This window comes from Desulfonatronum thiosulfatophilum, from assembly GCF_900104215.1.
Lineage (GTDB): Bacteria > Desulfobacterota > Desulfovibrionia > Desulfovibrionales > Desulfonatronaceae > Desulfonatronum > Desulfonatronum thiosulfatophilum.
Window position 1 is genome coordinate 19,991 of sequence record NZ_FMXO01000003.1, and the last position, 21,165, is coordinate 41,155.

18 protein-coding genes are annotated in these 21,165 nt (G+C 57.9%); 8 read left to right on the plus strand and 10 right to left on the minus strand.

The genetic code is table 11. The features are described from left to right. Window positions 1-14 precede the first annotated feature (14 nt). A complete protein-coding gene (locus BLP93_RS02795) occupies window positions 15-827 on the minus strand; it encodes a phosphoribosylformylglycinamidine synthase subunit PurQ (RefSeq protein ID WP_092117019.1) in 813 nt (270 codons plus the stop codon). Between the two features lie 218 nt (window positions 828-1,045). Here BLP93_RS02795 and BLP93_RS02800 point away from each other — a divergent pair, with 218 nt between their 5' ends. The 5 genes from BLP93_RS02800 to BLP93_RS02820 are packed head-to-tail and all read left to right on the plus strand — an operon-like array spanning window position 1,046 to window position 6,219. Beyond that, window positions 1,046-2,695, plus strand: coding sequence for a CTP synthase (locus tag BLP93_RS02800; RefSeq protein ID WP_092117021.1), 1,650 nt, complete (start codon window positions 1,046-1,048; stop codon window positions 2,693-2,695). Continuing rightward, complete coding sequence (gene kdsA / locus BLP93_RS02805; protein WP_092117023.1) at window positions 2,688-3,503, plus strand: 3-deoxy-8-phosphooctulonate synthase; 816 nt, start codon at window positions 2,688-2,690, stop codon at window positions 3,501-3,503. The genes BLP93_RS02800 and kdsA overlap by 8 nt, the downstream gene beginning before the upstream one ends. Continuing rightward, window positions 3,493-4,020, plus strand: coding sequence for a KdsC family phosphatase (locus tag BLP93_RS02810; protein ID WP_092117025.1), 528 nt, complete (start codon window positions 3,493-3,495; stop codon window positions 4,018-4,020). The genes kdsA and BLP93_RS02810 overlap by 11 nt, the downstream gene beginning before the upstream one ends. Continuing rightward, window positions 4,021-5,121: a lipopolysaccharide heptosyltransferase II gene (gene waaF, locus BLP93_RS02815; RefSeq protein ID WP_092117027.1), complete on the plus strand. Its 1,101-nt coding sequence runs from the start codon at window positions 4,021-4,023 to the stop codon at window positions 5,119-5,121. 3 nt (window positions 5,122-5,124) lie between these two features. Continuing rightward, window positions 5,125-6,219 carry a glycosyltransferase family 4 protein gene (locus BLP93_RS02820; protein WP_092117029.1) on the plus strand — a complete coding sequence of 365 codons (1,095 nt, stop codon included), beginning with the start codon at window positions 5,125-5,127 and terminating at the stop codon, window positions 6,217-6,219. Here the strand turns inward: BLP93_RS02820 and BLP93_RS02825 are convergent. Together BLP93_RS02825 and BLP93_RS02830 are read right to left on the minus strand one after the other, a co-directional pair. Continuing rightward, a complete protein-coding gene (locus tag BLP93_RS02825; RefSeq protein WP_139162895.1) occupies window positions 6,211-6,951 on the minus strand; it encodes a polysaccharide deacetylase family protein in 741 nt (246 codons plus the stop codon). The two genes, BLP93_RS02820 and BLP93_RS02825, sit on opposite strands and share 9 nt — an antisense overlap. Next, the gene (locus BLP93_RS02830) at window positions 6,926-7,708 is read right to left on the minus strand and encodes a glycosyltransferase family 2 protein (RefSeq protein WP_092117381.1); all 783 of its coding nucleotides are present in this window, start codon (window positions 7,706-7,708) and stop codon (window positions 6,926-6,928) included. The genes BLP93_RS02825 and BLP93_RS02830 overlap by 26 nt, the downstream gene beginning before the upstream one ends. 66 nt (window positions 7,709-7,774) lie before the next feature. On the opposite strand from BLP93_RS02830, the gene BLP93_RS02835 reads away from it, so the two are divergent. Beyond that, entirely contained in the window at window positions 7,775-8,917 is a 1,143-nt protein-coding gene (locus BLP93_RS02835; RefSeq protein ID WP_092117383.1) for an SPL family radical SAM protein, read from the plus strand. 21 nt (window positions 8,918-8,938) lie between these two features. On the opposite strand, the gene BLP93_RS02840 is transcribed toward BLP93_RS02835, so the two are convergent. From BLP93_RS02840 to BLP93_RS02870, 7 genes are all read right to left on the minus strand, one after another. Beyond that, a complete protein-coding gene (locus BLP93_RS02840) occupies window positions 8,939-9,682 on the minus strand; it encodes a rhomboid family intramembrane serine protease (RefSeq protein ID WP_092117033.1) in 744 nt (247 codons plus the stop codon). Window positions 9,683-9,693: 11 nt separating this feature from the next. Next, window positions 9,694-11,322: a dephospho-CoA kinase gene (coaE, locus tag BLP93_RS02845; protein ID WP_092117035.1), complete on the minus strand. Its 1,629-nt coding sequence runs from the start codon at window positions 11,320-11,322 to the stop codon at window positions 9,694-9,696. Window positions 11,323-11,738: 416 nt separating this feature from the next. Then, window positions 11,739-12,470, minus strand: a complete 732-nt coding sequence (locus BLP93_RS02850) for an SIMPL domain-containing protein (protein WP_092117037.1) — start codon at window positions 12,468-12,470, stop codon at window positions 11,739-11,741. A gap of 93 nt (window positions 12,471-12,563) precedes the next feature. Next, window positions 12,564-14,459, minus strand: a complete 1,896-nt coding sequence (locus tag BLP93_RS02855) for a SurA N-terminal domain-containing protein (RefSeq protein ID WP_092117038.1) — start codon at window positions 14,457-14,459, stop codon at window positions 12,564-12,566. Window positions 14,460-14,534: 75 nt separating this feature from the next. Next, window positions 14,535-16,457 carry an aconitate hydratase gene (locus BLP93_RS02860; protein WP_092117040.1) on the minus strand — a complete coding sequence of 641 codons (1,923 nt, stop codon included), beginning with the start codon at window positions 16,455-16,457 and terminating at the stop codon, window positions 14,535-14,537. A 15-nt stretch (window positions 16,458-16,472) separates the two neighbouring features. After that, window positions 16,473-16,778, minus strand: a complete 306-nt coding sequence (locus BLP93_RS02865) for a hypothetical protein (RefSeq protein WP_092117042.1) — start codon at window positions 16,776-16,778, stop codon at window positions 16,473-16,475. Beyond that, complete coding sequence (locus BLP93_RS02870) at window positions 16,738-18,411, minus strand: 3-phosphoshikimate 1-carboxyvinyltransferase (protein WP_092117044.1); 1,674 nt, start codon at window positions 18,409-18,411, stop codon at window positions 16,738-16,740. Before BLP93_RS02870 ends, BLP93_RS02865 begins: the two co-directional genes overlap by 41 nt. Before the next feature lie 837 nt (window positions 18,412-19,248). On the opposite strand from BLP93_RS02870, the gene sat reads away from it, so the two are divergent. Together sat and aprB are read left to right on the plus strand one after the other, a co-directional pair. Beyond that, window positions 19,249-20,535 carry a sulfate adenylyltransferase gene (gene sat / locus BLP93_RS02875; RefSeq protein WP_092117385.1) on the plus strand — a complete coding sequence of 429 codons (1,287 nt, stop codon included), beginning with the start codon at window positions 19,249-19,251 and terminating at the stop codon, window positions 20,533-20,535. Between the two features lie 99 nt (window positions 20,536-20,634). Then, window positions 20,635-21,129, plus strand: a complete 495-nt coding sequence (gene aprB, locus BLP93_RS02880) for an adenylyl-sulfate reductase subunit beta (RefSeq protein WP_092117046.1) — start codon at window positions 20,635-20,637, stop codon at window positions 21,127-21,129. Window positions 21,130-21,165 lie beyond the last annotated feature (36 nt).

Sequence of the window (21,165 nt, forward strand, 5' to 3'; positions counted from 1 at the left end):
GTCCTCTCCCTGCATCACATTTGAGTCCGCAGGTATTTGACGCCGTTGGCCAGCAGTTCAATCCCCAGCGGCGCCTGATCTCCACGCGTCCATGACGGATGGTTGGTCGGATGGTTGAAGGCCTCGGGATGGGGCATCAGTCCCAGAATGCGCCCGGATGGATCGGTCAGGCCGGCAATCCCGGAGGGCGAACCGTTGGGGTTGTGCGGATATTCCATGGTTGCTTCGCCGCTTTCCGGATGAATGTAGCGCAGGGCCACGAGAGCGCTTTGCTCCAGTTCGGCAAGGGTTTCCTCGTCCCGGGGCACAAGTTTTCCTTCTCCGTGCCGGACCGGCAGGTACATCCTGTCCAGGCCCCTGGTGAAGACGCAGGGGCTTTGGCTGTCGGTCCGCAAATGCACCCAGCGGTCCTCAAACCGTGCGGAGTCGTTATGGCCCAGGCTGACTTGGCGCTGGAAGTCCTCGGTCCCTGTTCCCGGAAGCATGCCCAGTTTGACCAGCAGCTGGAATCCGTTGCAAATGCCCAGGATCAGTCCGCCCGCTTCGAAGAAGCGTTTAAGTTCGTCCACCAGAGGCTTGCCGGAGGAGGTTCGGGCATAGCGCCAGCGCAGGGCCGCGGCCTGAGCTGCTCCAAGATCATCTCCGTCCAGGAATCCGCCGGGAAATATCAGGAAGTTGAAGTCGCCCAGATGCACTTCTCCGGAAAGAAGTTCGGAAAAATGGACGATGACCGCTTCGTCCGCGCCGGCCAGCATGGCTGCGTGGGCTGTTTCGCGCTGGCAATTGGTTCCGTAGCCCGCAAGCACCAGCACCCTGACCTTGCTCATGATTATGTCTCCATCTGTCGTGAATTAAGATTTGATTTCAAGAAACAACTCTCCGTGAAATTGAGGAGATAGATGCAACCTGGCAGTTCGTCAACAATGGTCGTGGTAGCCTTTTACAGTTTTTTGGGGCAAAATGCATCGTTTTTTGGATAACGCATTTCTCCTTGTGTAATTTCTCATCGCGTTCAGCTTGCGACATCATTTTAATAGGAGTCGGTATGAAAACCAAGTTCATATTCGTCACCGGCGGAGTTCTTTCTTCATTGGGAAAGGGGCTGGCGGCCGCTTCCATCGGAGCGTTGCTGCAGGCCCGTGGGCTGACGGTTACGATCCAGAAACTCGATCCGTACATCAACGTTGATCCCGGCACCATGAATCCTTTCCAGCACGGCGAGGTCTACGTGACCGACGACGGGGCGGAGACGGACCTGGATCTCGGACATTACGAACGTTACTTGAACATTTCCATGTCCCAGCGCAACAACTACACCTCCGGAAGCATCTACAACTCCGTGATCACCAAGGAGCGGCGCGGCGACTATCTGGGCGGCACCGTGCAGGTCATCCCGCACATCACCGATGAAATCAAGAGCGCCGTGCTCAGCGTGGCCCAGGACAACGAGGACGTGGCGATCATTGAGATCGGCGGAACCGTGGGCGACATCGAGAGTTTGCCGTTTCTGGAAGCCATCCGCCAGTTGCGCTCCAACCTGGGCAAGGACAACGTCCTGTACATTCACCTGACCCTGGTGCCCTTGATGCGGGCCGCCGGCGAACTGAAAACCAAGCCCACTCAGCACAGCGTCAAGGAACTGCGGTCCATCGGCATTCAGCCGGACATCATTCTGTGCCGCAGCGAGGTGGATCTGGGCAAGGACATCAAGGCCAAGATCGCTCTATTCTGTAATGTGGACGAGGACGCCGTGTTCACGGCCATCGACGTCAAGAGCATCTACGAGGTTCCCCTGGCCCTGTACGAGGAGGGGGTGGACCAGAAAATCGCCATCCTCTTAAGATTGCCGGCCAAAAATCCGCATCTGCCGCTCTGGAAGGATCTTGTCACAAGACTCAAGGCGCCGAAGGACGAGGTGCGCATTGCCATTATCGGGAAATACGTCGACCTGCGGGAATCCTACAAAAGCCTGCACGAGGCCTTGATCCACGGCGGCGTGAGCCATAATGTCTCGGTTCATCTGGAATACATCAATTCCGAAGATGTGGATGTCGAGACCGTGGCTGAAAAAATCGCCGCGCTGCATGGCGTGCTGGTGCCGGGCGGCTTTGGACATCGAGGAGTGGAGGGCAAGGTCGCGGCCATCCGCTATGCCCGGGAGGAGCAGGTTCCTTTTTTCGGAATCTGCCTGGGCATGCAGTGCGCGGTGATCGAGTTCGCCCGCAATGTGTTGAACCTCCCCGCAGCCAATTCCGAGGAATTCGATCCGACCACGCCGGATCCCGTCATCTACCTGATGTCCGAGTGGTATGATCACCGTCGTCAGTGCCTGCAACAGCGTGATTCCACATGCGCCAAGGGCGGAACCATGCGCCTGGGGGCCTATCCCTGTCGCATCAAACCAAAAACCATGGCTTTCACGGCCTATGAAACCGAGCTGATCCAGGAACGTCATCGGCATCGTTACGAATTCAACGGCCGGTATGCCGAAGCTTTCGAAGCCAAGGGCATGGTCCTCAGTGGCCTTTCCCCGGACAACGCGCTGGTGGAAATTGTCGAATTGCCCGAGCATCCCTGGTTTCTCGGCTGCCAGTTCCACCCTGAATTCAAATCTCGCCCACTGCAGCCCCACCCCTTGTTCCGGGATTTCATCGGCGCCTGCCTCAACTACAAGAACAGGACAGCCCATGAATGATTCACAAGAGCTGTATCAACGCTCTCAGTCCGGTCCGTTCCTGATCGCCGGCCCCTGCGTTCTGGAGAGCCTGGAGCTGGCCCTGGAAGTGGCAAATTTCCTGGCCGAGATCGCGCGGCGCGAGCAGCTCCTCGTGATCTTTAAAAGCTCCTTTGACAAAGCCAACCGCAGTTCTCTGGAATCCTTCCGCGGACCCGGCCTGGAACAGGGGCTGGAGTGGCTGGCTAGGATCAAACAGGAGACCGGATTGCCCGTGATCACGGACATTCATGAGCCAAGGCAGGCGGAGGTGGCGGGAAAGGTGGCGGACGTGCTCCAGATCCCGGCCTTTCTCTGTCGCCAGACCGACCTGCTGCTGGCCGCCGGGGAAACGGGGCGGGTGGTGAACATCAAGAAAGGCCAGTTCGTGGCGCCGTGGGATCTGCGACCGGCCGTGGCCAAGGTGCGTTCCACGGGCAACTCCATGATCTGGCTGACGGAGCGGGGCTCCAGTTTCGGATACAACAATCTGGTGGTGGACTATCGTTCCTTTCCGCTGCTTGAGCAGTACGGTCATCCGGTGATCTTCGACGCCACGCATTCGGTGCAGCTTCCCGGCGGCAAAGGCCATGCCTCGGACGGCCAGCGCGAATTCGTGCCGGTCCTGGCAAAAGCCGCGGTGGCCGCGGGGTGCGCGGGAGTTTTTCTCGAAGTGCATCCCAGGCCGGAACAGGCCCTGTGCGACGGGCCCAACAGCTGGCCCCTGGACAAGTTGCCCGCGCTCCTGACGGATCTGTTGAACATCTGGAGGCTGCCCCGTGACTCCTGAACAGCGCGCCCGGCGCATTGCACTCATGATCCTGGACGTGGACGGCGTGCTCACGGACGGCGGGCTGTACTATGACGACCGGGGCGCCGTGTCGAAGCGATTCAACGTCCAGGACGGTCTGGGCATCAAGATGGCCCAGAACGTGGGCCTGGAGTTCGCGGTGATCTCCGGTCTGGACGCGACCGCTGTAGGTGTGCGGATCAAGGAACTGGACATCACGGAGTACCATCCCGGCCACAAGATCAAGGTGCCGATCATCCGGGGCATCTGCGAGCGCAAACAGTTGGAGCCGGGCCAGATCGCCTATCTCGGCGACGACTGGGTGGATGCCGCGGCCATGCGCATGGTCGGCCTGCCCATGGCCGTGGCCAATGCCCAGCCCGAGATCAAGGAACTGGCGGCCTGGACCAGCGCGGCAACCGGAGGCAACGGAGCAGTGCGTGAAGCCATCCGGTTCATCCTCACGGCGCAGGGCAAGTACGCGGACCTCTGGCGGCATTGGCTCACTTCCGAATAAATGACGCCCGATTCACCTGTCTTTTCCTCCGCACCGTCCGCCGCCTCCCCGCATCCTTCCCGATACCTTCTGGTCGGCCCGTCATGGGTCGGCGACATGGTCATGGCCCAGAGCCTGGTGCAGGAATTGAAACGCCAGGACCCGCACTGCGTGGTGGATATCCTGGCTCCGGCCTGGAGCGCGGCCTTGCTGGAACGGATGCCCGGAGTGCGCGGGATTGTGATTATGCCCGTGGGCCATGGTCGGCTGGAGCTGGGAACGCGGCTGAAACTGAGCCGAAGCTTGCGCGGAAAATATGACCAAGCCATTGTCCTGCCCAATTCCTTCAAGTCCGCCCTGATTCCCTTTGTTGCCCGCATTCCGCGGCGAACCGGCTATCTTGGCGAATGGCGCTTCGGACTGCTCAACAATATAAGAAGACTGAACAAGTCCATCCTGACCATGACCGTGCAGCGGTTCGTTGCTTTGGGACTGTCCCGAAACGCTGTCCTTCCGCCGGACGTTTCCCCTCCGAAGCTGCGAGTCGATCCTTGTGACGGCCAGGCTGCACTGGCTGCGTTCGGTCTGGATCTGGACCGTCCGGTCTTGGCACTGTGTCCGGGCGCTGAGTACGGTCCGGCCAAACGCTGGCCGGCCGGGCATTTCGCCGAGGTTGCCCGGGCCATGCATGCCCAGGGGTGGGCGGTCTGGGTCATGGGCTCGGAAAAGGATCAGGACGTGGCCGTTGAGATCTGTTCCCTGTCTTCCTTGGCCGGGGCTGACTGCGTCAATTTGGCCGGCCGGACGACACTGGCCCAGGTCGTGGATCTGATTGCACTGGCCTCGGCCGTGGTCAGCAACGATTCGGGGTTGATGCACGTGGCCGCGGCCCTGGATCGTCCGCTGGTCGCCGTGTACGGTTCCTCCGATCCGAATTTCACCCCGCCGTTGAGCGCGTCCTCGCGCATTGTCTCCCTGGGGCTGGAATGCAGTCCCTGCTTCAAGCGGCACTGTCCCCTCGGGCATCTGGATTGTCTGCTGCGTATTTCGCCCGACGTGGTTCAGCGGGCACTGGCCGAAACAACAGCCGCGGAGCGGACGGAAACCACTGGGATAAGCTGAACCATGGCCTCGCGAAGCAAACCAATCGCCTATATCGTTCGTCGACAATGTTCGGGAGGCGGCGCGGAAACGGCCGCACGTCGACTGGTCGATCATCTTGCCCCTGCCTGGGAGGTGCATCGCCTGGGAGCTGGATTGAACTTTGCCGGTCACGTGGTTGCCGGACGGAAAGGCCCGGGCTGGTGGCGAGCGCTGCGTTTTGCGGCAAACGTCGACGCGCTCCTGGATGGGAAGCCCGGGGTGACGCTCAATCTGGAACGCGGCCCGAACTGCTCCATCTACCGGGCCGGAGACGGGATGCACTTGCGCTGGCGAGCGCTTCGCTTCGGCTCATCCGCGGCCTGGATGGTCAATCCCCTGCACTGGCTGTACCCCCGCCTGGAAGCCAAGACCATCCGGTCCGCACGCTTCGTGGCCGCAAACTCGGAGATGGTCCGGCGGGAAATGGAGAGGTACCATCCCGCGGCCGCGGAAAAGGTGCGGGTGATTCTCAATGGATTCGATCCTGACGTTTTTTATCCGGAAGTGGCCGCGCCGGGACGACGCGGCGGTGAGCTGAATCTGCCCGAACAGTGCAAGCTGTTTCTGTTCGTGGGCAGCGGGTGGCGGCGCAAGGGGCTGGCGCGGGCCCTGGAGCTGATGGCCGAATACAACCGGAGTTTAGGACAGGACGAGCCTTTGGGAGTACTTCTTGTGGTCGGCAAGGGACGGCCGGAGCAGTTCAAGTCCACGTTACGCAGGCTCAACCTTGAGCTCGAACTGCATGTGCGTTTTCTCGGCCCGCAAACGGATCTGCGCCGCTTTTACCAGGCTGCGGATATCTTCATTTTGCCCACGCTCTACGATCCTTTCTCCAATGCCTGCCTCGAAGCCATGGCCTGCGGTTGTCCGGTGATGACCACCGCGAACAATGGGGCCGCGGAGGTGATTGAACACGGCCGAACGGGGTACATTCTGGACGACGACCCGCGCGATGCGATCCACTGGTGCAGGACAGCGGCCGTTCACCCTGCCGAGGTCGTCGAGAGCGTCTCCGGCTGGACCGCGGCCCGGGAGACGAAGGCCTTCGCGGCGTTGATGGAAGAATGTCTACCGTAAGCGCAGGGTATTCCAGTAGTACCTGAGCCTCGGCTTCCACAGGTCGCGCAGCGGGCCTCGCTCGTCCTGGAGTCCGTCGCCCTGCAGGCGATAGATCAGCCCGCCGGGATTGCGCCAACCCCGGTTCAGGGCCCCGCCGATGCGCATGCAATACGGGTAGAACCGTTTCGTGACCCGCGCAACCGACGGATTCACTCGGCCCAGGGGAAAGACAAAGGTTTGGGGAAACGTTTCGAGGTGTTCGGCAATTTTTCGCCCGGCGCCGTGAATTTCGCGCTCCAGGTCAATGCCGGAGCGCGTCAGGTCCACATGCCCGGCGGAGTGGCAGGCCACCTCGACCACGCCGCCGGCCTGCATTTCCCGCAACTCCTTCCAGGTGCAGAAACAGGCCGTATCCTGAAAGTGCGCGCCCTCCCTGCCGTTGCGGGACGACGTGCCCAGGCGCTGCTCCATGGGAACGGCGGTATCCTCCAGAATGAAGTTCGTGGATACCGCGACCATCGCCCTGAGGCCCATCTCCCGCAGCATGGGATAAACGAAATGAAAGAAACCAACATGGGCGTCGTCAAAGGTCAGGCAGGCGCTCAATTCGCCGCTGGTCAGGGGATCGCCGGGCAGGACAACGGGATGGTTGCGCCGGACGTACTCCAGGTGGGCGCGCAGAACTTCCGGGTCATTGGCATACTTGCCGCCTCCGTGGACCACGTCATGGTACATCAGGACGGCGAGCACGGCGTTGATTGGCCTCGTAGAGTTTCAGGTACTTGTAGAAAGCGGTGTGGGCGTTGTAGGCGGAAATGAGCAATCCCTCGTAGCCGTGGAACATGCCCCGCTTGAGGATGTAGGATTTCAGGAAGGCAAAGGCGCCGTGGAGCACGGCCTTGGTCGGACTGGAGGATTTGCGGCCCGCATGCTGGAGCGCGAACTGATCGGAGTAGCGCTGCATCTTGGCCAGAAAATCCGCAACGCAGGCATAGGAGTAATGGCGCACCGGGTGGTGCAGGCGAATCTCCCGCAGGCCCGTGGTGATCACGCCCTCGTGCACGGCGGCGTCCGTGAACCGGGTTCGTCCCCGATGAAAGAGCCGGACATGCCGGTCCGGGTGCCAGCCGCAGCAGGTGATGCGCCTGCCGTTGAAGTAGTTCTCCATGGGAAAGGAATAGACGCAGGACGGATCAAGCGGCTGGGCCGCGATTTCGGCTGCCAGTTCAGGAGTCAGGATTTCATCGCTGTCGATGGAGAGAATCCAGTCATGGACGGCCAGTTCCGCGGCCCGGTTGTGCAGCGGCCCGAAACCGGTGAAGGGTTCCTGAAACACCCGCGCATTCGCAAAGCCGGCGGCAATGGCAAGGGTGGCGTCGGTGGAGCCGTTGTCCAGAAGGACGATATCCGGAAAGGCTGACAGGGCCTGAAGGCATTCCGTCAGGAGTCGTTCAGCGTCCCTGGTGAGGATGGTGACGCTGATGTTGGGCGAAAGATGTTTGGTCATGTTGGATGAAGGATCATGCTGCGGCCGAACGAACAAAAAAATATCGATATACTGCGATACATTAAAATGCACAATCAAGTTTATGCGCCGAATTCTTCCCTGCCGGCCTTGCCGGAACATTTGCGCAAGCTGGAACGGATCTGGGTGGATAAGTCGGTCCTGCATACTGCCATGACTCAGCGGGTTCTTGCCGGAGTCGGTCATCTGCCCGTGGAGATAGTCGATCAGGAACAACGGCCAAAGGACTACGATCACGAGCTGGGCATATTGTACCTGAAGCACTACAAAGGTCGGTTTCTGCGCTCCTGTCCAGGAACAAGCCATTATCATTGTTGCGGCTACCGGATCGTGCATATCGGCGAGAATTGTCCCTTGTCCTGTTCCTACTGTATTCTCCAGGCCTATTTTCAGGATCGAGTGCTCAAGGTGTGGGCCAACCAGGAGGATCTTTTCGGGGAACTGGAGCGGGCTTTTGGCGAGCATCCGCAACGTCGCTTGCGACTGGGCACCGGGGAATTCACGGATTCGCTGACTCTGGAGCCGCTGACCGGCTACAGCCGGGATCTGGTCGCCTTCCTGAGCGACTATCCGCAGGTCTGCCTGGAACTGAAGTCCAAGGTGGTAAACCTGAGCTGGATGGATCAGGCACGACGACCCGACCGCGTTCTACCGGCGTGGTCCATGAACGCCCCCCACATCCAGGCTGGGGAGGAACGCGGCAGCGCAACTCTGGAGGAGCGGCTTCAGGCTGCGAGGTACTGCGCCCGGTCCGGGTTTCGGGTCTGTCTGCATTTTGATCCGGTGATTCCGTGCAACGACTGGGAACAAGGCTATGCCCGGACCGTGGAGATGATCGCTGATTATCTGCGTCCGGAGCAGGTGGCCTATATCAGTCTGGGCTCTTTGCGATTCATGCCGGAACTGAAGAGCCGGATCATGACCAATCATCCCAGTTCCAACTATATCTACGCCGAATTCATCACCGGACTGGACGGCAAGCAGCGCCTGCTGCGACCGCTTCGCGTCCGCCAACTGCGCCATGTGGCCCACATGTTGCGCCGGGCCGGTTTTGAAGGGCTGTATCTGTGCATGGAATCCGACGAGGTCTGGCAGGATGTGCTTGAATGTACACCCAGGAAACTCGGAGGACTGGCTCGCTATCTCATGGCTCGCGTGTTCGGTGCAGAATTCTCAGCTGTCACGGAATGAGATGAAATCACGAGTCGGTCGCTAACTGCCGCGACGGCTGTAGCTGTGGTCTTTGAACCACTGTTCCAGACTCGTGCAGTGGATGCATGCGCCGCGTTTCTGAAAGAGACGGATCATGGCCATGCCGGCGACAAAACCGCCGATATGCGCCCACCAAGCAATGCCCTGGGCCCCTTCATGCTGAATCGCGGCGGTGACGCCGGATATGACTTGGATCAGAATCCAGATTCCCAGAAAGACCACTGCCGGCACCTCGAAAAAATACGGGATGAAAAAAATGGGAATGAACGCCACGACCCGGGCATGGGGATACAGCAGCAGGTACGCGCCCATGATGCCGGCGATGGCTCCGGAGGCGCCGATGACCGGAATGGTTGAATTCAGGTTGAAGAGAAGGTGGAACAGGACCGCTCCGAGCCCGCACAACAGATAGAAAATGAGGAAGCGCACCGTGCCCATCACGTCTTCCACATTGTCGCCGAAGATCCAGAGCATCCACATGTTCAGGAAGAAATGCAAAAAACCGGCATGCAGGAACATGTGCGTGCCCAGAGTGATGAACCAGTTGGGAGCGTAACCGATTTCCAGTGCCCATGCCGGATCCGTGACCCGGGCCGGGATCATTCCGAACACATGGGTCATCATCAGCAGTTCTCGATGGCTCAGGGAGAGCATCAGAATGAAGATCGCCGTGTTCACGGAAATGATCACCCACATGCCGTAGGACGGTTTGATATTAGGAATATTGTCGCGAAGCGGGATCATGGACTTTCATCCTACTGTTTGGGATTAACCAGGCCGTTAATTTTGCTCAGCAGCCGACGTACCTTTCGGCGACGCAGCCGGCGCAGGATGCCGGTCAGGGCCTCTGCGCGCCGCTGGAGTTGATCAGGGGTGCCCGGATTCTCCACGATCAGATGACAGGCCCGCAGTTTTTTGGCTTCAGGCCATTGCCAGGACTCCACATCTGCCAGCAGCTCTTCATTCCATCCCCGCTTCTCACATAGCCACGCTTTGCGCCGATGCGCATCACACGCAAGACCAACGAGAAGATCAAAACCGGACGTCCATCCGGTTTCCAGAAGCAAGGGCACTTCGGCCACGGCCACCCGGGCGCCACGATGTTTCTCCCAGAAGCATTCCAGGCGATGCCTGGCCAGGGGGTGGATCATGGCTTCGAGTTCGTGCCGCAGATGGGGCGTTTCACGCAAAGCTTGCAGCAGAGCCCGCTTGTCCACCTGGGAGTTCCGGTCGGCAATGAACCTGTCGCCGAAGCGCCGCCGGAGCAATTCCCAGCCGTCCTGCCCCGGCTTGTACAGTTCCGCGATGGCCATGTCCGCGCTCCAAACCGGAATGCCGATTGCGGCCAGATTCTCCAGAAGCAGGCTTTTGCCGCAGCCGGGCATGCCTGTCAGGCCGACGCGCTGGGTGGTTCTGGAACCGACAAGCATGATTCGGGTCATGGCCTTGGGAGGAGGGAGTTGAAAGCGCAGCGGCTCGTGGGTTTGGGGATGAGCGAAACCCAGTTTCCAGGCGTGGAGCATGGGCCGCTCGACGAGCTTGTCGAGGCCGGGAACATCTTTCTGCCAGGCGCGGAAATGGTTTGGGCAGTAGGACGCATCACCCAGCAATGGGTGGCCGACATGCTGCATGTGCACCCGCACCTGATGGGTCCGGCCGCTGAAGATGTGCACCTGCACAAGGCTGAAGCGGTCATGGGCGGCTGACCATAACACCCTGTATTCGCTTTGGGCCGGTTTACCGCCTTTGGGAAGAACCGCCATTCTCGTCTTCCAGGTCGGATGGCGGCCGATGGGAGCGTCAATGAAATCCGTGGCCCGGGGGCGGCCGTGGACCAGAGCCAGATATGTCTTGTCGACTTGACGATCGGCAAAGGAAGCCGCCAGCCGCAACCTTGTCGATTCATTCAGGGCCACTACCATCACTCCGGTGGTGTCCTTGTCCAGGCGGTGGACAATCCCGGGCCTGGCTCCCGCGAGTTCGCTCAGCTCGGGAAAATGATGGATCAGGCGATGAACCAGCGTGCCCATAGCCAGTCCGGGTGCGGGATGGACCACCAGACCAGCGGGCTTGTTCAATACTACGAGGTCTTCGTCAAGGTGAAGAATCCGGAGTTCCCGGTTCTCCGGCTGCAAGTCGCTCTTCATGACGACCACTTCCAGTTCCAGGTGTTCTCCGCGGACAATCCGCCGGCTCGGACGGGTGCATGCCTGGCCGTTGATCCTGGCGTGCCCTTCTTTAATCCAGACTTGAACTTTGGCCCTGGCAACTTCCTGCTCGACGAGTTGATTCGTCCAGAACTGGTCCAGCCTCTGACCTTGGGCCTCCATGGGAGCGATGGCCGTCAAAGGGGCGTCAGCATGTTTCTCATCACTTTGGGGCATGATCGTAGTATTCCAAGTTCGTAAGCGTGCTCATGGAAACGCTCCGGGTGGATCGCCTCGGAAAGAATGGTTGAAAAAAAGTAACTACTCAGCTGGGGTCCGGCTTGCCTTGATTATGCGGCCTCGCAAACTCCTTCGCCGGCTTCGTAACATCGAATCATTGCTTTGAATAAACATCATTTGTACTCCAAATGTACGGCAATGGTTCGATGAACGAATCCTGGCTCAGTCTCACATGCGAGGCCGTAAAACAAGGCAAGCCGGACTAATCCCGTGTACGATTAGAAATTGCTGAATAGTTCAAAAAAATACCCCAGACGATTGTCATCGCCTGGGGTAGAAATAGGAACGGTGATCCGCGTTGTAAACGGCGATGGCCGAGATCGAGCCGTTATTAACCGGGCGCGCGTCCTTGGCTATTCCGTGAGATAGTACTCCACGGTGGTCACTACGCGCAGGGTTTTGTTGATCTGCTTGTGTTCCATTGTATCCGGGGCATTGTCCCGAGGCAGGATCTGGAAAAGTCCTTGCGTGGCCCGGCGGATGCCGCCCAAACGGCTGCCGGCGTCGGCGGCAAACTGCTCGGCGGCAAGACGGGCATTTACCGTGGCTTCAGCGATCATTTCCGGCTTGACGTCGTTGAGTCCGGTGAACAAATAGACAGGACCGCTTGAACCGTACTCCGCACTCAAAACCACGCCGACGTCCACCAGTTCGCTGACCTTTTGGCTGGCAGCCGCAATGAGATCCACGTTTTCCGTGCGGGCGACGAGGATCTGGGTCAGGATGAAGCGCGAATCCAAGGGGCCGGAACGGTAGGCTTGCGCCAAAAGATCCGTCACTTCCAGGGATTGCAGCTCAATGGAGTTTTCGGGCAGACCGTGGCGGACGAAGAACTGGACGATTTTGTTTGCGTCCGCGGTCAGTTGGGCGTGAACCTCCGCCAGATTGTTGCCGGTTGCCACGAAACGCATCGGCCATATTGCCAAGTTGGCCTGAACTTCCGTCTCAGCAAGGCCCCTGACCGTTACGAAACGGTCGTTGAGGCGGCCTTCAATAAATCCCTGTCCGATAAAATAGCCGCCAAAGGACAACCCGACGGCGATCAGCAGCGCAGCGACGAAAAGCTTGAGCGGGGATTCGGACATGTTCGGTCTCCAGTATTTGAGGATTGCCGGCAGTGCGAGGGGCGCCAATGGACGAGAATCAGGACCGGGCTGCCTCGCCAACGCCGCCCCGGACTATCTGGCAGGACTAATAATGTCCGGACGAACGATCCTGATGTCAGCCTTGCGCTGCAACTCTCCGACAAAGGCCTGCAGGAACTCGTTCTGCCTGGATTCGAGCAGGGACTGGCGCCACATGTCGCTCTCTTCGGCCCATTGTTCTTCGGTGGGAGGAAAACGTTCCTCAAGCCTGGCAACAATGAAGGCATCCTGGATCTGGTATACTTCCGGCAGCCATTCACCCACGGCAGCGGCAAAAGATTCAGAGGCCAGATCCGTGTTGAAGCCGAGTCCGGGGATGAATCCCTGCCGTCCAAAGGCGGAACTGCGCTGCAGATCGTCGGGAGAATAGGCTTCATCAGTGTCCGCGCGAATTTGATCAAGAACGCTTTCAGCTCTGCCTTGCGCCGCATCCTTGGCAAGTTCCAGGCGGAGTTGCGTGACGACGCGATCGCGGACTTCATCCAGCGTCCGGACCCGCTGAGGTTCATGGTCGATTCGTTGTGCCAGCAGATAACCGTCGGCCATCAGGATTGGCGTTTGGGTGATTTCCTGATCATCAAGCCCGAACAGGACGGCCACCGCTTCGGGATTCAGATTGAGACCGGCAGGAGACTGCCCCATGGCGAAAAAATTCGATTCTTGGACCTCGAGGTCGAGCTGCTCAGCTATCTGATCCAGCGGAGATCCGACAATCACCTGTTCCATGGCCACATCCAGGGCGTCGGTCATAACCTCCAGGGCATGCTCTTCGGCCAGTCGGGCCCGGATTGTCGCCGCGACCTCTTCCAGGGGGATAGTACTTTCTTCGCGACGTTCCTCCACCTGGATCAAGTGCCATCCAAAGGGGCTTCGCACGGGAGAACTGATTTGCCCGGCCTGGAGTTCGAAGGCCGCATCCTCGAATTCGGCAATCATTTCTCCGCGTCCGAACCAGCCCAGATCTCCGCCCTGGGCAGCGCTGGCGTCCTCGGAATATTCGCGGGCCAAGTCCTCGAAGTTCTCATCGCCCTGGATCCGGACCAGCAAGGCGAGCAGCTGATCGCGAGCCTGATTCTCGGCTTCCTCGGTTGCATCAGAAGGGGTGATCAGGATGTGTCTGGCCCATACCTGTTCAGGTCGGGTGTATTCATGGGATCTGGCATTATAGTAGTCCAGAATTTCTTCCCGGGTCACGGCTGTGGGGTCGGCCAAGGCCGAAGGAGTGATGTTCAGGTAGGCGATGCGCATGCGGGCGGGAATCTGGAAGGCGTTCAAATTGGCTTGATAATGAGCTTCAACGGCTTCCTCGGTGATCTCAAACTGTTCCGCCAGCTCATGGTTCCAGGGAAACGAGAGGTAGCTCAGCACAACCTCTTCTCGGGCAAAGGTGAAAAGGTCGCGGACCTCCTGGTCGGAAACCGCGGCCGGCAGAGTAATGAACTCCTGAAGACGCTGAATCTTCAGGTCCCTGCGGAAATCCGCTTCAAACTGAGCCGGAGTGAGGTTGTACGCTCTCAGGACCGCCCGGTAGGCAACAGGATCAAATTGTTGTTCCTGGTCGTGAAAAACTTCAAGATCGTAAATGGCTTGACGCAGCTCCTGGGTGGAAACACTCAGATTCAGGCGTGCAGCCTCCTGTTCCATGAGCTTGGCATTGACCATCTGGCCGAAGATCTGGCCGCGCATGTCCATGCGCTCCAGTTCGTCAATATTGATCCCTGGATTTTCCCGGCGCAGATTTTCCACGGTCTGCCGGTAGACCCGTTGAAAATCCTCCAGCAAAAGCGGGCTTTCGTTGATTTCCGCCAGGACATTGCCGCGCTCTGAGCGAAAACTGCCCACACCCCAGAAAACAAAGACCAGGATAATAATCCCAAATATGACTTTTACGCCCCATGACTGGGCATTGCGACGAATGGCGTCAAGCATTGCTGCTCCTTGCTGGTTGAACCGCTTGATGAATCTCGGTGTTTGAAAAGAAAAGACATGCGCAGGTGGTCATTATTAGCGAACGCGTGCCATGTTCAGCAGACCCCCGGCATTGATAATCTCAAGTTCCTTGACGGTCAAATCATGCCGGACAAGGATTTCCGCGCCTTCAAGGATCTGTAGCGGGATCTCGGTTCGAGAAGCCAGTTCCACTGTATCCAGTTCGATGGCTTGACCGACGGTCAGCCGGGCATGGTCGTCAGGGTTTGCGAAGACCAGGGGCAGGATGCCGAAATTGATCAGGTTGGCCTTGTGGATCCTGGCGAAAGACTTGGCCAAAACGATGCGCACGCCCAGATGTCGCGGCCCCAGGGCCGCGTGCTCTCGACTTGATCCCTGTCCGTAGTTTTCCCCGCCGACGATGATCCCCGCTGGAGCCTTTTCCGCCCTGACAACGAACTCCTGATCCACGCGGTTGAAAATGAACTTGCTGATGGCCGGCAGGTTGGATCGCAAGGCCGTGACAGCGGCGCCACCCGGCAGGATGTGGTCCGTGGTGACGTTGTCCCCCAGCACGATGAGCACCTGGGCCTCGATTTTACGGGGAAGCGTAGAAAACTCCTCCAGGGGGACGATGTTCGGTCCACAGCAGATCTCCACGCCTTGGGCCTGCTCCTGCGGAGGAGGCATGATGAAAAGGTGGCGGATGGAGGGGACGTCCTGCGGAAGAGTCGGTTTTTCCGGCGCGGCTCCCCAGGTTTTTGGATCGGTGATCCGGCCAACCAAAGCTGCCTGGGCCGCGGCTGCCGGGCCGACAAGGTAAACCTGGGCGTCCTGGGTGCCGCTGCGTCCTTCGAAATTGCGGTTAAAGGTCCGCAAGCTGACTCCGGCGGATGTGGGCGAGCCGCCCATGCCGATGCAGGGGCCGCAGGAGCATTCCAGGAGCCTGGCGCCGCTGTCCAGCAGTGCTTCAAGCAGGCCTTCCCGGTTCAACAGCTTGAGCACCTGTTTGGAGCCGGGGGCAATGAAAAGGTCCGTGTTTCTTGATGCTTGTCGATTCCGCAGGACCAAAGCCGCAGTTTTCAAGTCCGTATAGGAGGAGTTGGTGCAGGATCCGATAGCCACCTGATCAACCGCCAATCCATCCAGTTCGCGGATCGGCACGACAAGGTCCGGCATGTGCGGACGGGCGGCCATGGGTTCAATGGAATCCAGGTCGATCTCGATCACCTGATCATAGGAAGCATCCGGATCCGCGGACAAGGGAGCGAAATCTTCCGGGCGACCCATCCGGGTCAGGAATTCGCGCGTTTGTTCATCGCTGGGAAAAACAGAGGCTGTGGCGCCCAGTTCCGCTCCCATATTGGTGATGGTGGCCCGTTCCGGAACGGTCAGGCCGTCCACCCCGGGACCGGCATACTCCAGCACCGCGCCCACGCCGCCCTTGACCGAGAGCAGCCCCAGAACGTGCAGAATGATGTCCTTGGCCCCTGCCCAGGCCTGGAGACGGCCGGTGAGATGGATCTGGAACACTTTGGGCATGGGGATGGTGTAGGGTTCACCGGCCATGGCCAGAGCCACGGACAGGCCGCCCGCGCCCATGGCCAAGGAGCCCACTCCGCCGGCCGTGGGGGTATGGCTGTCTGATCCGATCAGGGTTTTCCCCGGCCTGGCAAAATTTTCCAGATGCAATTGATGGCAAATACCCGTGCCCGGTGGTGAAAAAACAATCCCGTACCTTGCGGCAACGGATCGCAGGAAACGGTGATCGTCCGCGTTCTGGAAGCCCATCTGCAGTGTATTGTGGTCCACGTAGCTGACCGAGAGTTCAGTCCGGACACGATCCAGCCCCATGGCCATCCACTGCAGATAGGCCATGGTGCCTGTGGCGTCCTGGGTTAACGTCTGGTCGATGCGCAGTGATATCTCGCGGCCGGGGATCATTTCGCCGGATACAAGGTGATCGCGGATGATTTTCCGGGTCAGGTTTCGTCCCATTGTTTCCTCTTGATTTTAAGGATGATCAGGTTGTGGAGGGCTGTTTTGCAACTCGTTGGCAAGCCCGAATTTTCGAATACGATTGATTTTGTTGCGTCGACAATCCATCTCCACCTGCAGACGCAGTTTGTCCTGCTGCAACATGAATATTTCCTTGGCGTGAACAATGCCCGCCGCTGTGTCTTCACTGAACATAAGTTCCTTGACCCGGGCGGCGCAGGCTTGTTTTTGGGCCGCGAATTCCTGGATTTCGACTTCCAGCGCGGCAATAGCCTCGGACTCAGATCTTGACTCGGCGTTTTCCTGTTCTTGATGATTCATTTGAAGGACTCTCGGATAACCTTGAGGATGGGTCTTCTGTTCGTTGTTTGGCAAGAGAGAGCACGCTTTGGTGGATGGGCCAGAATCCGGGCCAAAGTGCGGTCAATTCTCCGGGATTGGTAAGCCGCGGCCCGGGAAACCTGAAGGAGAGCATGGCCAGGGCCATTCCCCACCGGGAATCCGGTGCTTCGAAAATTCCATCACCTCGATCCGTCGGATGCGGAGCCGGGGCGAAGCGGACCTCGCCTTGCTCCGGAAGGCAATCGCGTCCGGCCCAGCGAGCCATCTCAGTGATAAAGTCGAGATTGGTGATTTCGAATTGACAAGAAACGGTGCAACCCTTGGGAGCGCACAGTGCCAATAATATGGCCAAAGGCAGCGCCTGCTCCTGACCCTGGATATCCAAAACCGGAGACTCCGGCCATGATTCCGGCGTGGCCCGTATGTAGTCCGGTCCAGTTTCGATCTGCACGCCGCAGGAGCGCAATAAATCCAGATGATCACCGGCAGATGAGCCCTCGGGCCAATTGCCATGGAGAGTAATCTGTTGTCGCGTCATGCGCGACCAGGCCAGGAGCATGCTGTTCAGAAAATAGTCCAGCGGGATGCGGGGCTGTTCCGGGAGGCGGGGCATGGCGGGAGAAACGCGAAAGCCGTTGGGAAGCCTGGTAAACGGTACATTGAACGTAGAGTAGAGCAAGAATAAGGTTTCCAGTTCGGGGGCCGCGATGGGATGATCAAGCCATGTCAGATCCAACCCCTGTGGAAAGAAAGGCGCGGCAGCCAGCAGGGCAAGAATCAAGTCCATCGGCGTGTCAGCGTCGATTTGCACTTGCGAGGGTTGGCCGCTGGATTCAAGGCGGACGGGAAGGCCGGGGGCATGCGGATTCAACTGGTGCAGTCTCGCGCCAAGGTGAGGCAGGACAGCCTGCCAAGGCTTGATCGAGAACATGTTCAACGCTCCTGACCCGCTGAATTTCGCGATGCCCGGTCTGGCCATTGCCAGGGCCACCATCAGCGCCAGGGTGAACGTACTCTGTCCGACGTGAATGGTTTTCTGCTCTAAAGACAATTCTGGCGTCCGGCGAGGCGTGTGAGAGATGGTCTCGTTTTCCCAGGCCAGCCCTGCACCTGTCTGGTTGAGGGACTTGATCAACTCGATCAGGTCGTCATTGAGGACGACAGGGCGTATTCGAGCCGGAGCATTGGTCACGGCAGCCCAAAAAGAGATGATTTTCGTGGAGAATATATCCGCGGGACCGGCAAGGGTGATCGCTTTGGCTGGCGCTAAGGGGCGCAACAGCCATGTCTTGCCTTTGCGGGAAAATTTCTGTTCAGAATAGGCCTGACCGAGATTGTTGCATTGAGATACAAGCTGGCGCCAATGGCGAGAATGTCCGGCTTCTTCAGATTGCAGGACACTTTCCCATACCTTCCAAATGGCTTTTTCAAAATCCTGCCCAGTGTCGCGACGTTTTCCATCTTTCCTGCGAGCGGCTATTTCGGCGAAAATCCGTGTTCTACGGAGAACCGCATCTGCCAGCCGACGCTCCTCGCGCAGAAGTCGTTCTTCCAATGAAAACAGTGATTCGGAATCATCCGTTCTTGGCCCCGACGGCGTATAGTTGCTCATGGTGTTCCTTTAGGCGTAAAATCAAGGCATTTATCTTTATTTGCGGCGGGAAACAAGCCTTGTTCGGATGCCTGACTCTGCGGGGTTCAAATTAGTATTGATAATGGTCGACGCAAATCGAATTCCCGTCTCGAGAATTTTGTCGGCTAACTGTTGCGATTAAAGGATTATTTTTTTTCAGCCTTCAGACAGCGGATATGGGAGTTCATTTCGCAAATAAACGTAGTCCGTAAGCGCGAGGTGTTTTAAGAGGTCTGTTAGTTATTTTGGTTGATAAGTGCTCTTTTTACAATGAAAACGGCTGCCCGATGCGCTCGAAGAAGAAAGTTTGTCGTTCTTGGAAGGAAAAAGGGGTTGAAAAAGAAAATTTAATCGGCTAGGGAGGATCAACTGTAATGTAAGTACCAGATTCAATAGATTCGTTTTTTTTCTTGGCGCCATGGCGGATAACTCATGTTAAAGGTCGCCGTGTCGTGTTCAACCATTTCGTATTCTACGAACCAAAGGTGTCTTCATCGTGACAGCATTTTTCCGGGATTGTCCGGAATGAGCTATTTTCACCGGTATCCACTGTCTAGGATTGTTTTCAGGCAATGATTTGCCTATTCGTCTTTTTTTCTTGTTCATTTTCGGAATTGACCCACCGTGTGTCAGAAGTGGCACAGGTGGTTAATCATTGATTTTGACTTCCTTGACACACTTAAACGAGCTTGTTAAATATTGCACAAGCAGTTCAAGATGGAAAAGGGGAGTTGTTTGTGAGGTGTCGCCATTCGCATCTCCAGAAATAATCACCTTCAACCCAATACTGGAATAGGAGACGAAGAAATGACGCAAATGACGAGTTTGGTGCCGCCGCATGGTGGCAAGGGGCTAACCGAATGCTTGCTCCAGGGCGCGGAACTGGAAGCTGAGAAGAAAAAGGCTCAAGGACTGAAGAAAATTGAGTTGGCTCCCCGTGAAAAGGGCGACGTCCTGATGATGGGCATCGGTGCTTTCAGCCCGTTGACCGGCTTTATGACCAAGGCCGATTGGAAGGGCGTTTGCGAGAAGATGTTGCTTTCCGACGGAACCTTCTGGCCCATTCCGGTGACCCTCTCCGTTTCCAAAGAAGATGCCGCCGACATCAAAGAAGGCGACGAGATCGCATTGTACGATTCCAAGTACGATGAAATCCTGGCCACAATGAAGGTCGACGAGAAGTATGAGGTGACCGAGGCCGACAAGAAGTTCGAGTGCGAGAAGATTTTCATGGGCGAAGGCACCAAAACCCCTGAAGATTTCTGGAAAGTGCATAGTGAAGATCCCCATCCGGGCGTGGACATGGTCATGGGGCAGAAGCCCGTGAACCTGGCCGGAAAGATCAAGGTTCTCTCCGAAAGCCATTACCCCAAGACCTACGCCGGCGTGTACATGCGTCCCTCTGAATCCCGCAAGGTCTTCGAAGAGCGTGGATGGAAAAAGGTCGCCGCTTTGCAGCTGCGCAACCCGATGCACCGCTCCCACGAATTCCTGGCCAAGATTGCCATTGAAGTCTGCGACGGCGTGTTTATCCACTCCTTGATCGGCAACCTGAAGCCCGGCGACATTCCCGCCGAATGGCGCGTGAAGTGCATCAACACCTTGATTGAGAACAATTTCGTGCCGAAAAACGTGGTTCACGGCGGGTACCCCATGGACATGCGCTACGCCGGCCCCCGTGAGGCTCTGCTGCACGCCACTTTCCGTCAGAACTTCGGCATCTCCGATATGATCATCGGCCGCGACCATGCCGGCGTTGGCGACTACTACGGAATGTTCGAAGCCCAGACCATTTTTGATAAGATTCCTTACGCCACGGAAGCCTGCCCGACCCCTGGCCAGGCTTTGCTTTGCAAGCCGATGAAAATCGACTGGACCTTCTACTGCTTCAAGTGCGACGGTATGGCCTCTCTGCGCACCTGCCCGCATACCAAGGAAGACAGGGTCATTCTCAGCGGCACCAAGCTGCGCAAGATGCTGTCCGAAGGCGGCGAGATTCCGGACCACTTCGGCCGGGAAGAGGTTCTCGAGATTCTGCGCGAGTACTACGCCAGCCTGACCGAAAAGGTCGAGATCAAGATGCACAAAGCCGCCGCCGGCTGATCCCGTCCACTGATTCAGCCATACAGCCGGGAACATGTTTCCCGGCTGTTCATATAGGCTTGGATGGTTTTAACACTACAACATTGAGGAGGACGTATTATGCCTACTTTTGTCAATCCGGAGAAATGTGACGGTTGCAAGGGTGGTGAGAAGACAGCATGTATGTACATCTGTCCGAACGACCTGATGATTCTGGATGCCCAGGAAATGAAAGCGTTCAATCAAGAGCCTGATGCCTGCTGGGAGTGCTATTCCTGTGTGAAGATCTGCCCCCAGGGCGCCATTGAAGCCCGCCCCTACGCCGACTTCGCCCCCATGGGCGGCACCAGCATCCCGCTGCGTTCCGGCGATGCCATCATGTGGACCATCAAGTTCCGCAACGGCAACATCAAGCGCTTTAAGTTCCCCATCCGGACCACGGCTGAAGGCTCCATCAAGCCTTACGAGGGCAAGCCTGAAGCTGGCGATCTGGAAAACGAACTGCTGTTCACCGAGACTGAGCTGAAGAAGCCTCAGGAAGTGTCGAACAAGAAGTTTGATTTTACCAACGCCGACTACACCCAGTGCTGGACTGAGCCGACCTGCGGCGCGTAATGCGTGCAAGTCCGAACTGATTCAAAGCAAAGCAAA

Coding starts and splice junctions, on each gene's coding strand:
- BLP93_RS02835 (WP_092117383.1), top strand. CDS start 7,775: ATGCACAATCAAGTTTATGCGCCGAATTCTTCCCTGCCGGCCTTGCCG.
- BLP93_RS02860 (WP_092117040.1), bottom strand. CDS start 16,457: ATGGGACGAAACCTGACCCGGAAAATCATCCGCGATCACCTTGTATCC.
- aprB (WP_092117046.1), top strand. CDS start 20,635: ATGCCTACTTTTGTCAATCCGGAGAAATGTGACGGTTGCAAGGGTGGT.
- coaE (WP_092117035.1), bottom strand. CDS start 11,322: ATGCCCCAAAGTGATGAGAAACATGCTGACGCCCCTTTGACGGCCATC.
- BLP93_RS02850 (WP_092117037.1), bottom strand. CDS start 12,470: ATGTCCGAATCCCCGCTCAAGCTTTTCGTCGCTGCGCTGCTGATCGCC.
- BLP93_RS02865 (WP_092117042.1), bottom strand. CDS start 16,778: ATGAATCATCAAGAACAGGAAAACGCCGAGTCAAGATCTGAGTCCGAG.
- BLP93_RS02870 (WP_092117044.1), bottom strand. CDS start 18,411: ATGAGCAACTATACGCCGTCGGGGCCAAGAACGGATGATTCCGAATCA.
- kdsA (WP_092117023.1), top strand. CDS start 2,688: ATGAATGATTCACAAGAGCTGTATCAACGCTCTCAGTCCGGTCCGTTC.
- BLP93_RS02855 (WP_092117038.1), bottom strand. CDS start 14,459: ATGCTTGACGCCATTCGTCGCAATGCCCAGTCATGGGGCGTAAAAGTC.
- BLP93_RS02830 (WP_092117381.1), bottom strand. CDS start 7,708: ATGACCAAACATCTTTCGCCCAACATCAGCGTCACCATCCTCACCAGG.
- BLP93_RS02800 (WP_092117021.1), top strand. CDS start 1,046: ATGAAAACCAAGTTCATATTCGTCACCGGCGGAGTTCTTTCTTCATTG.
- BLP93_RS02840 (WP_092117033.1), bottom strand. CDS start 9,682: ATGATCCCGCTTCGCGACAATATTCCTAATATCAAACCGTCCTACGGC.
- waaF (WP_092117027.1), top strand. CDS start 4,021: ATGACGCCCGATTCACCTGTCTTTTCCTCCGCACCGTCCGCCGCCTCC.
- BLP93_RS02820 (WP_092117029.1), top strand. CDS start 5,125: ATGGCCTCGCGAAGCAAACCAATCGCCTATATCGTTCGTCGACAATGT.
- sat (WP_092117385.1), top strand. CDS start 19,249: ATGACGAGTTTGGTGCCGCCGCATGGTGGCAAGGGGCTAACCGAATGC.
- BLP93_RS02795 (WP_092117019.1), bottom strand. CDS start 827: ATGAGCAAGGTCAGGGTGCTGGTGCTTGCGGGCTACGGAACCAATTGC.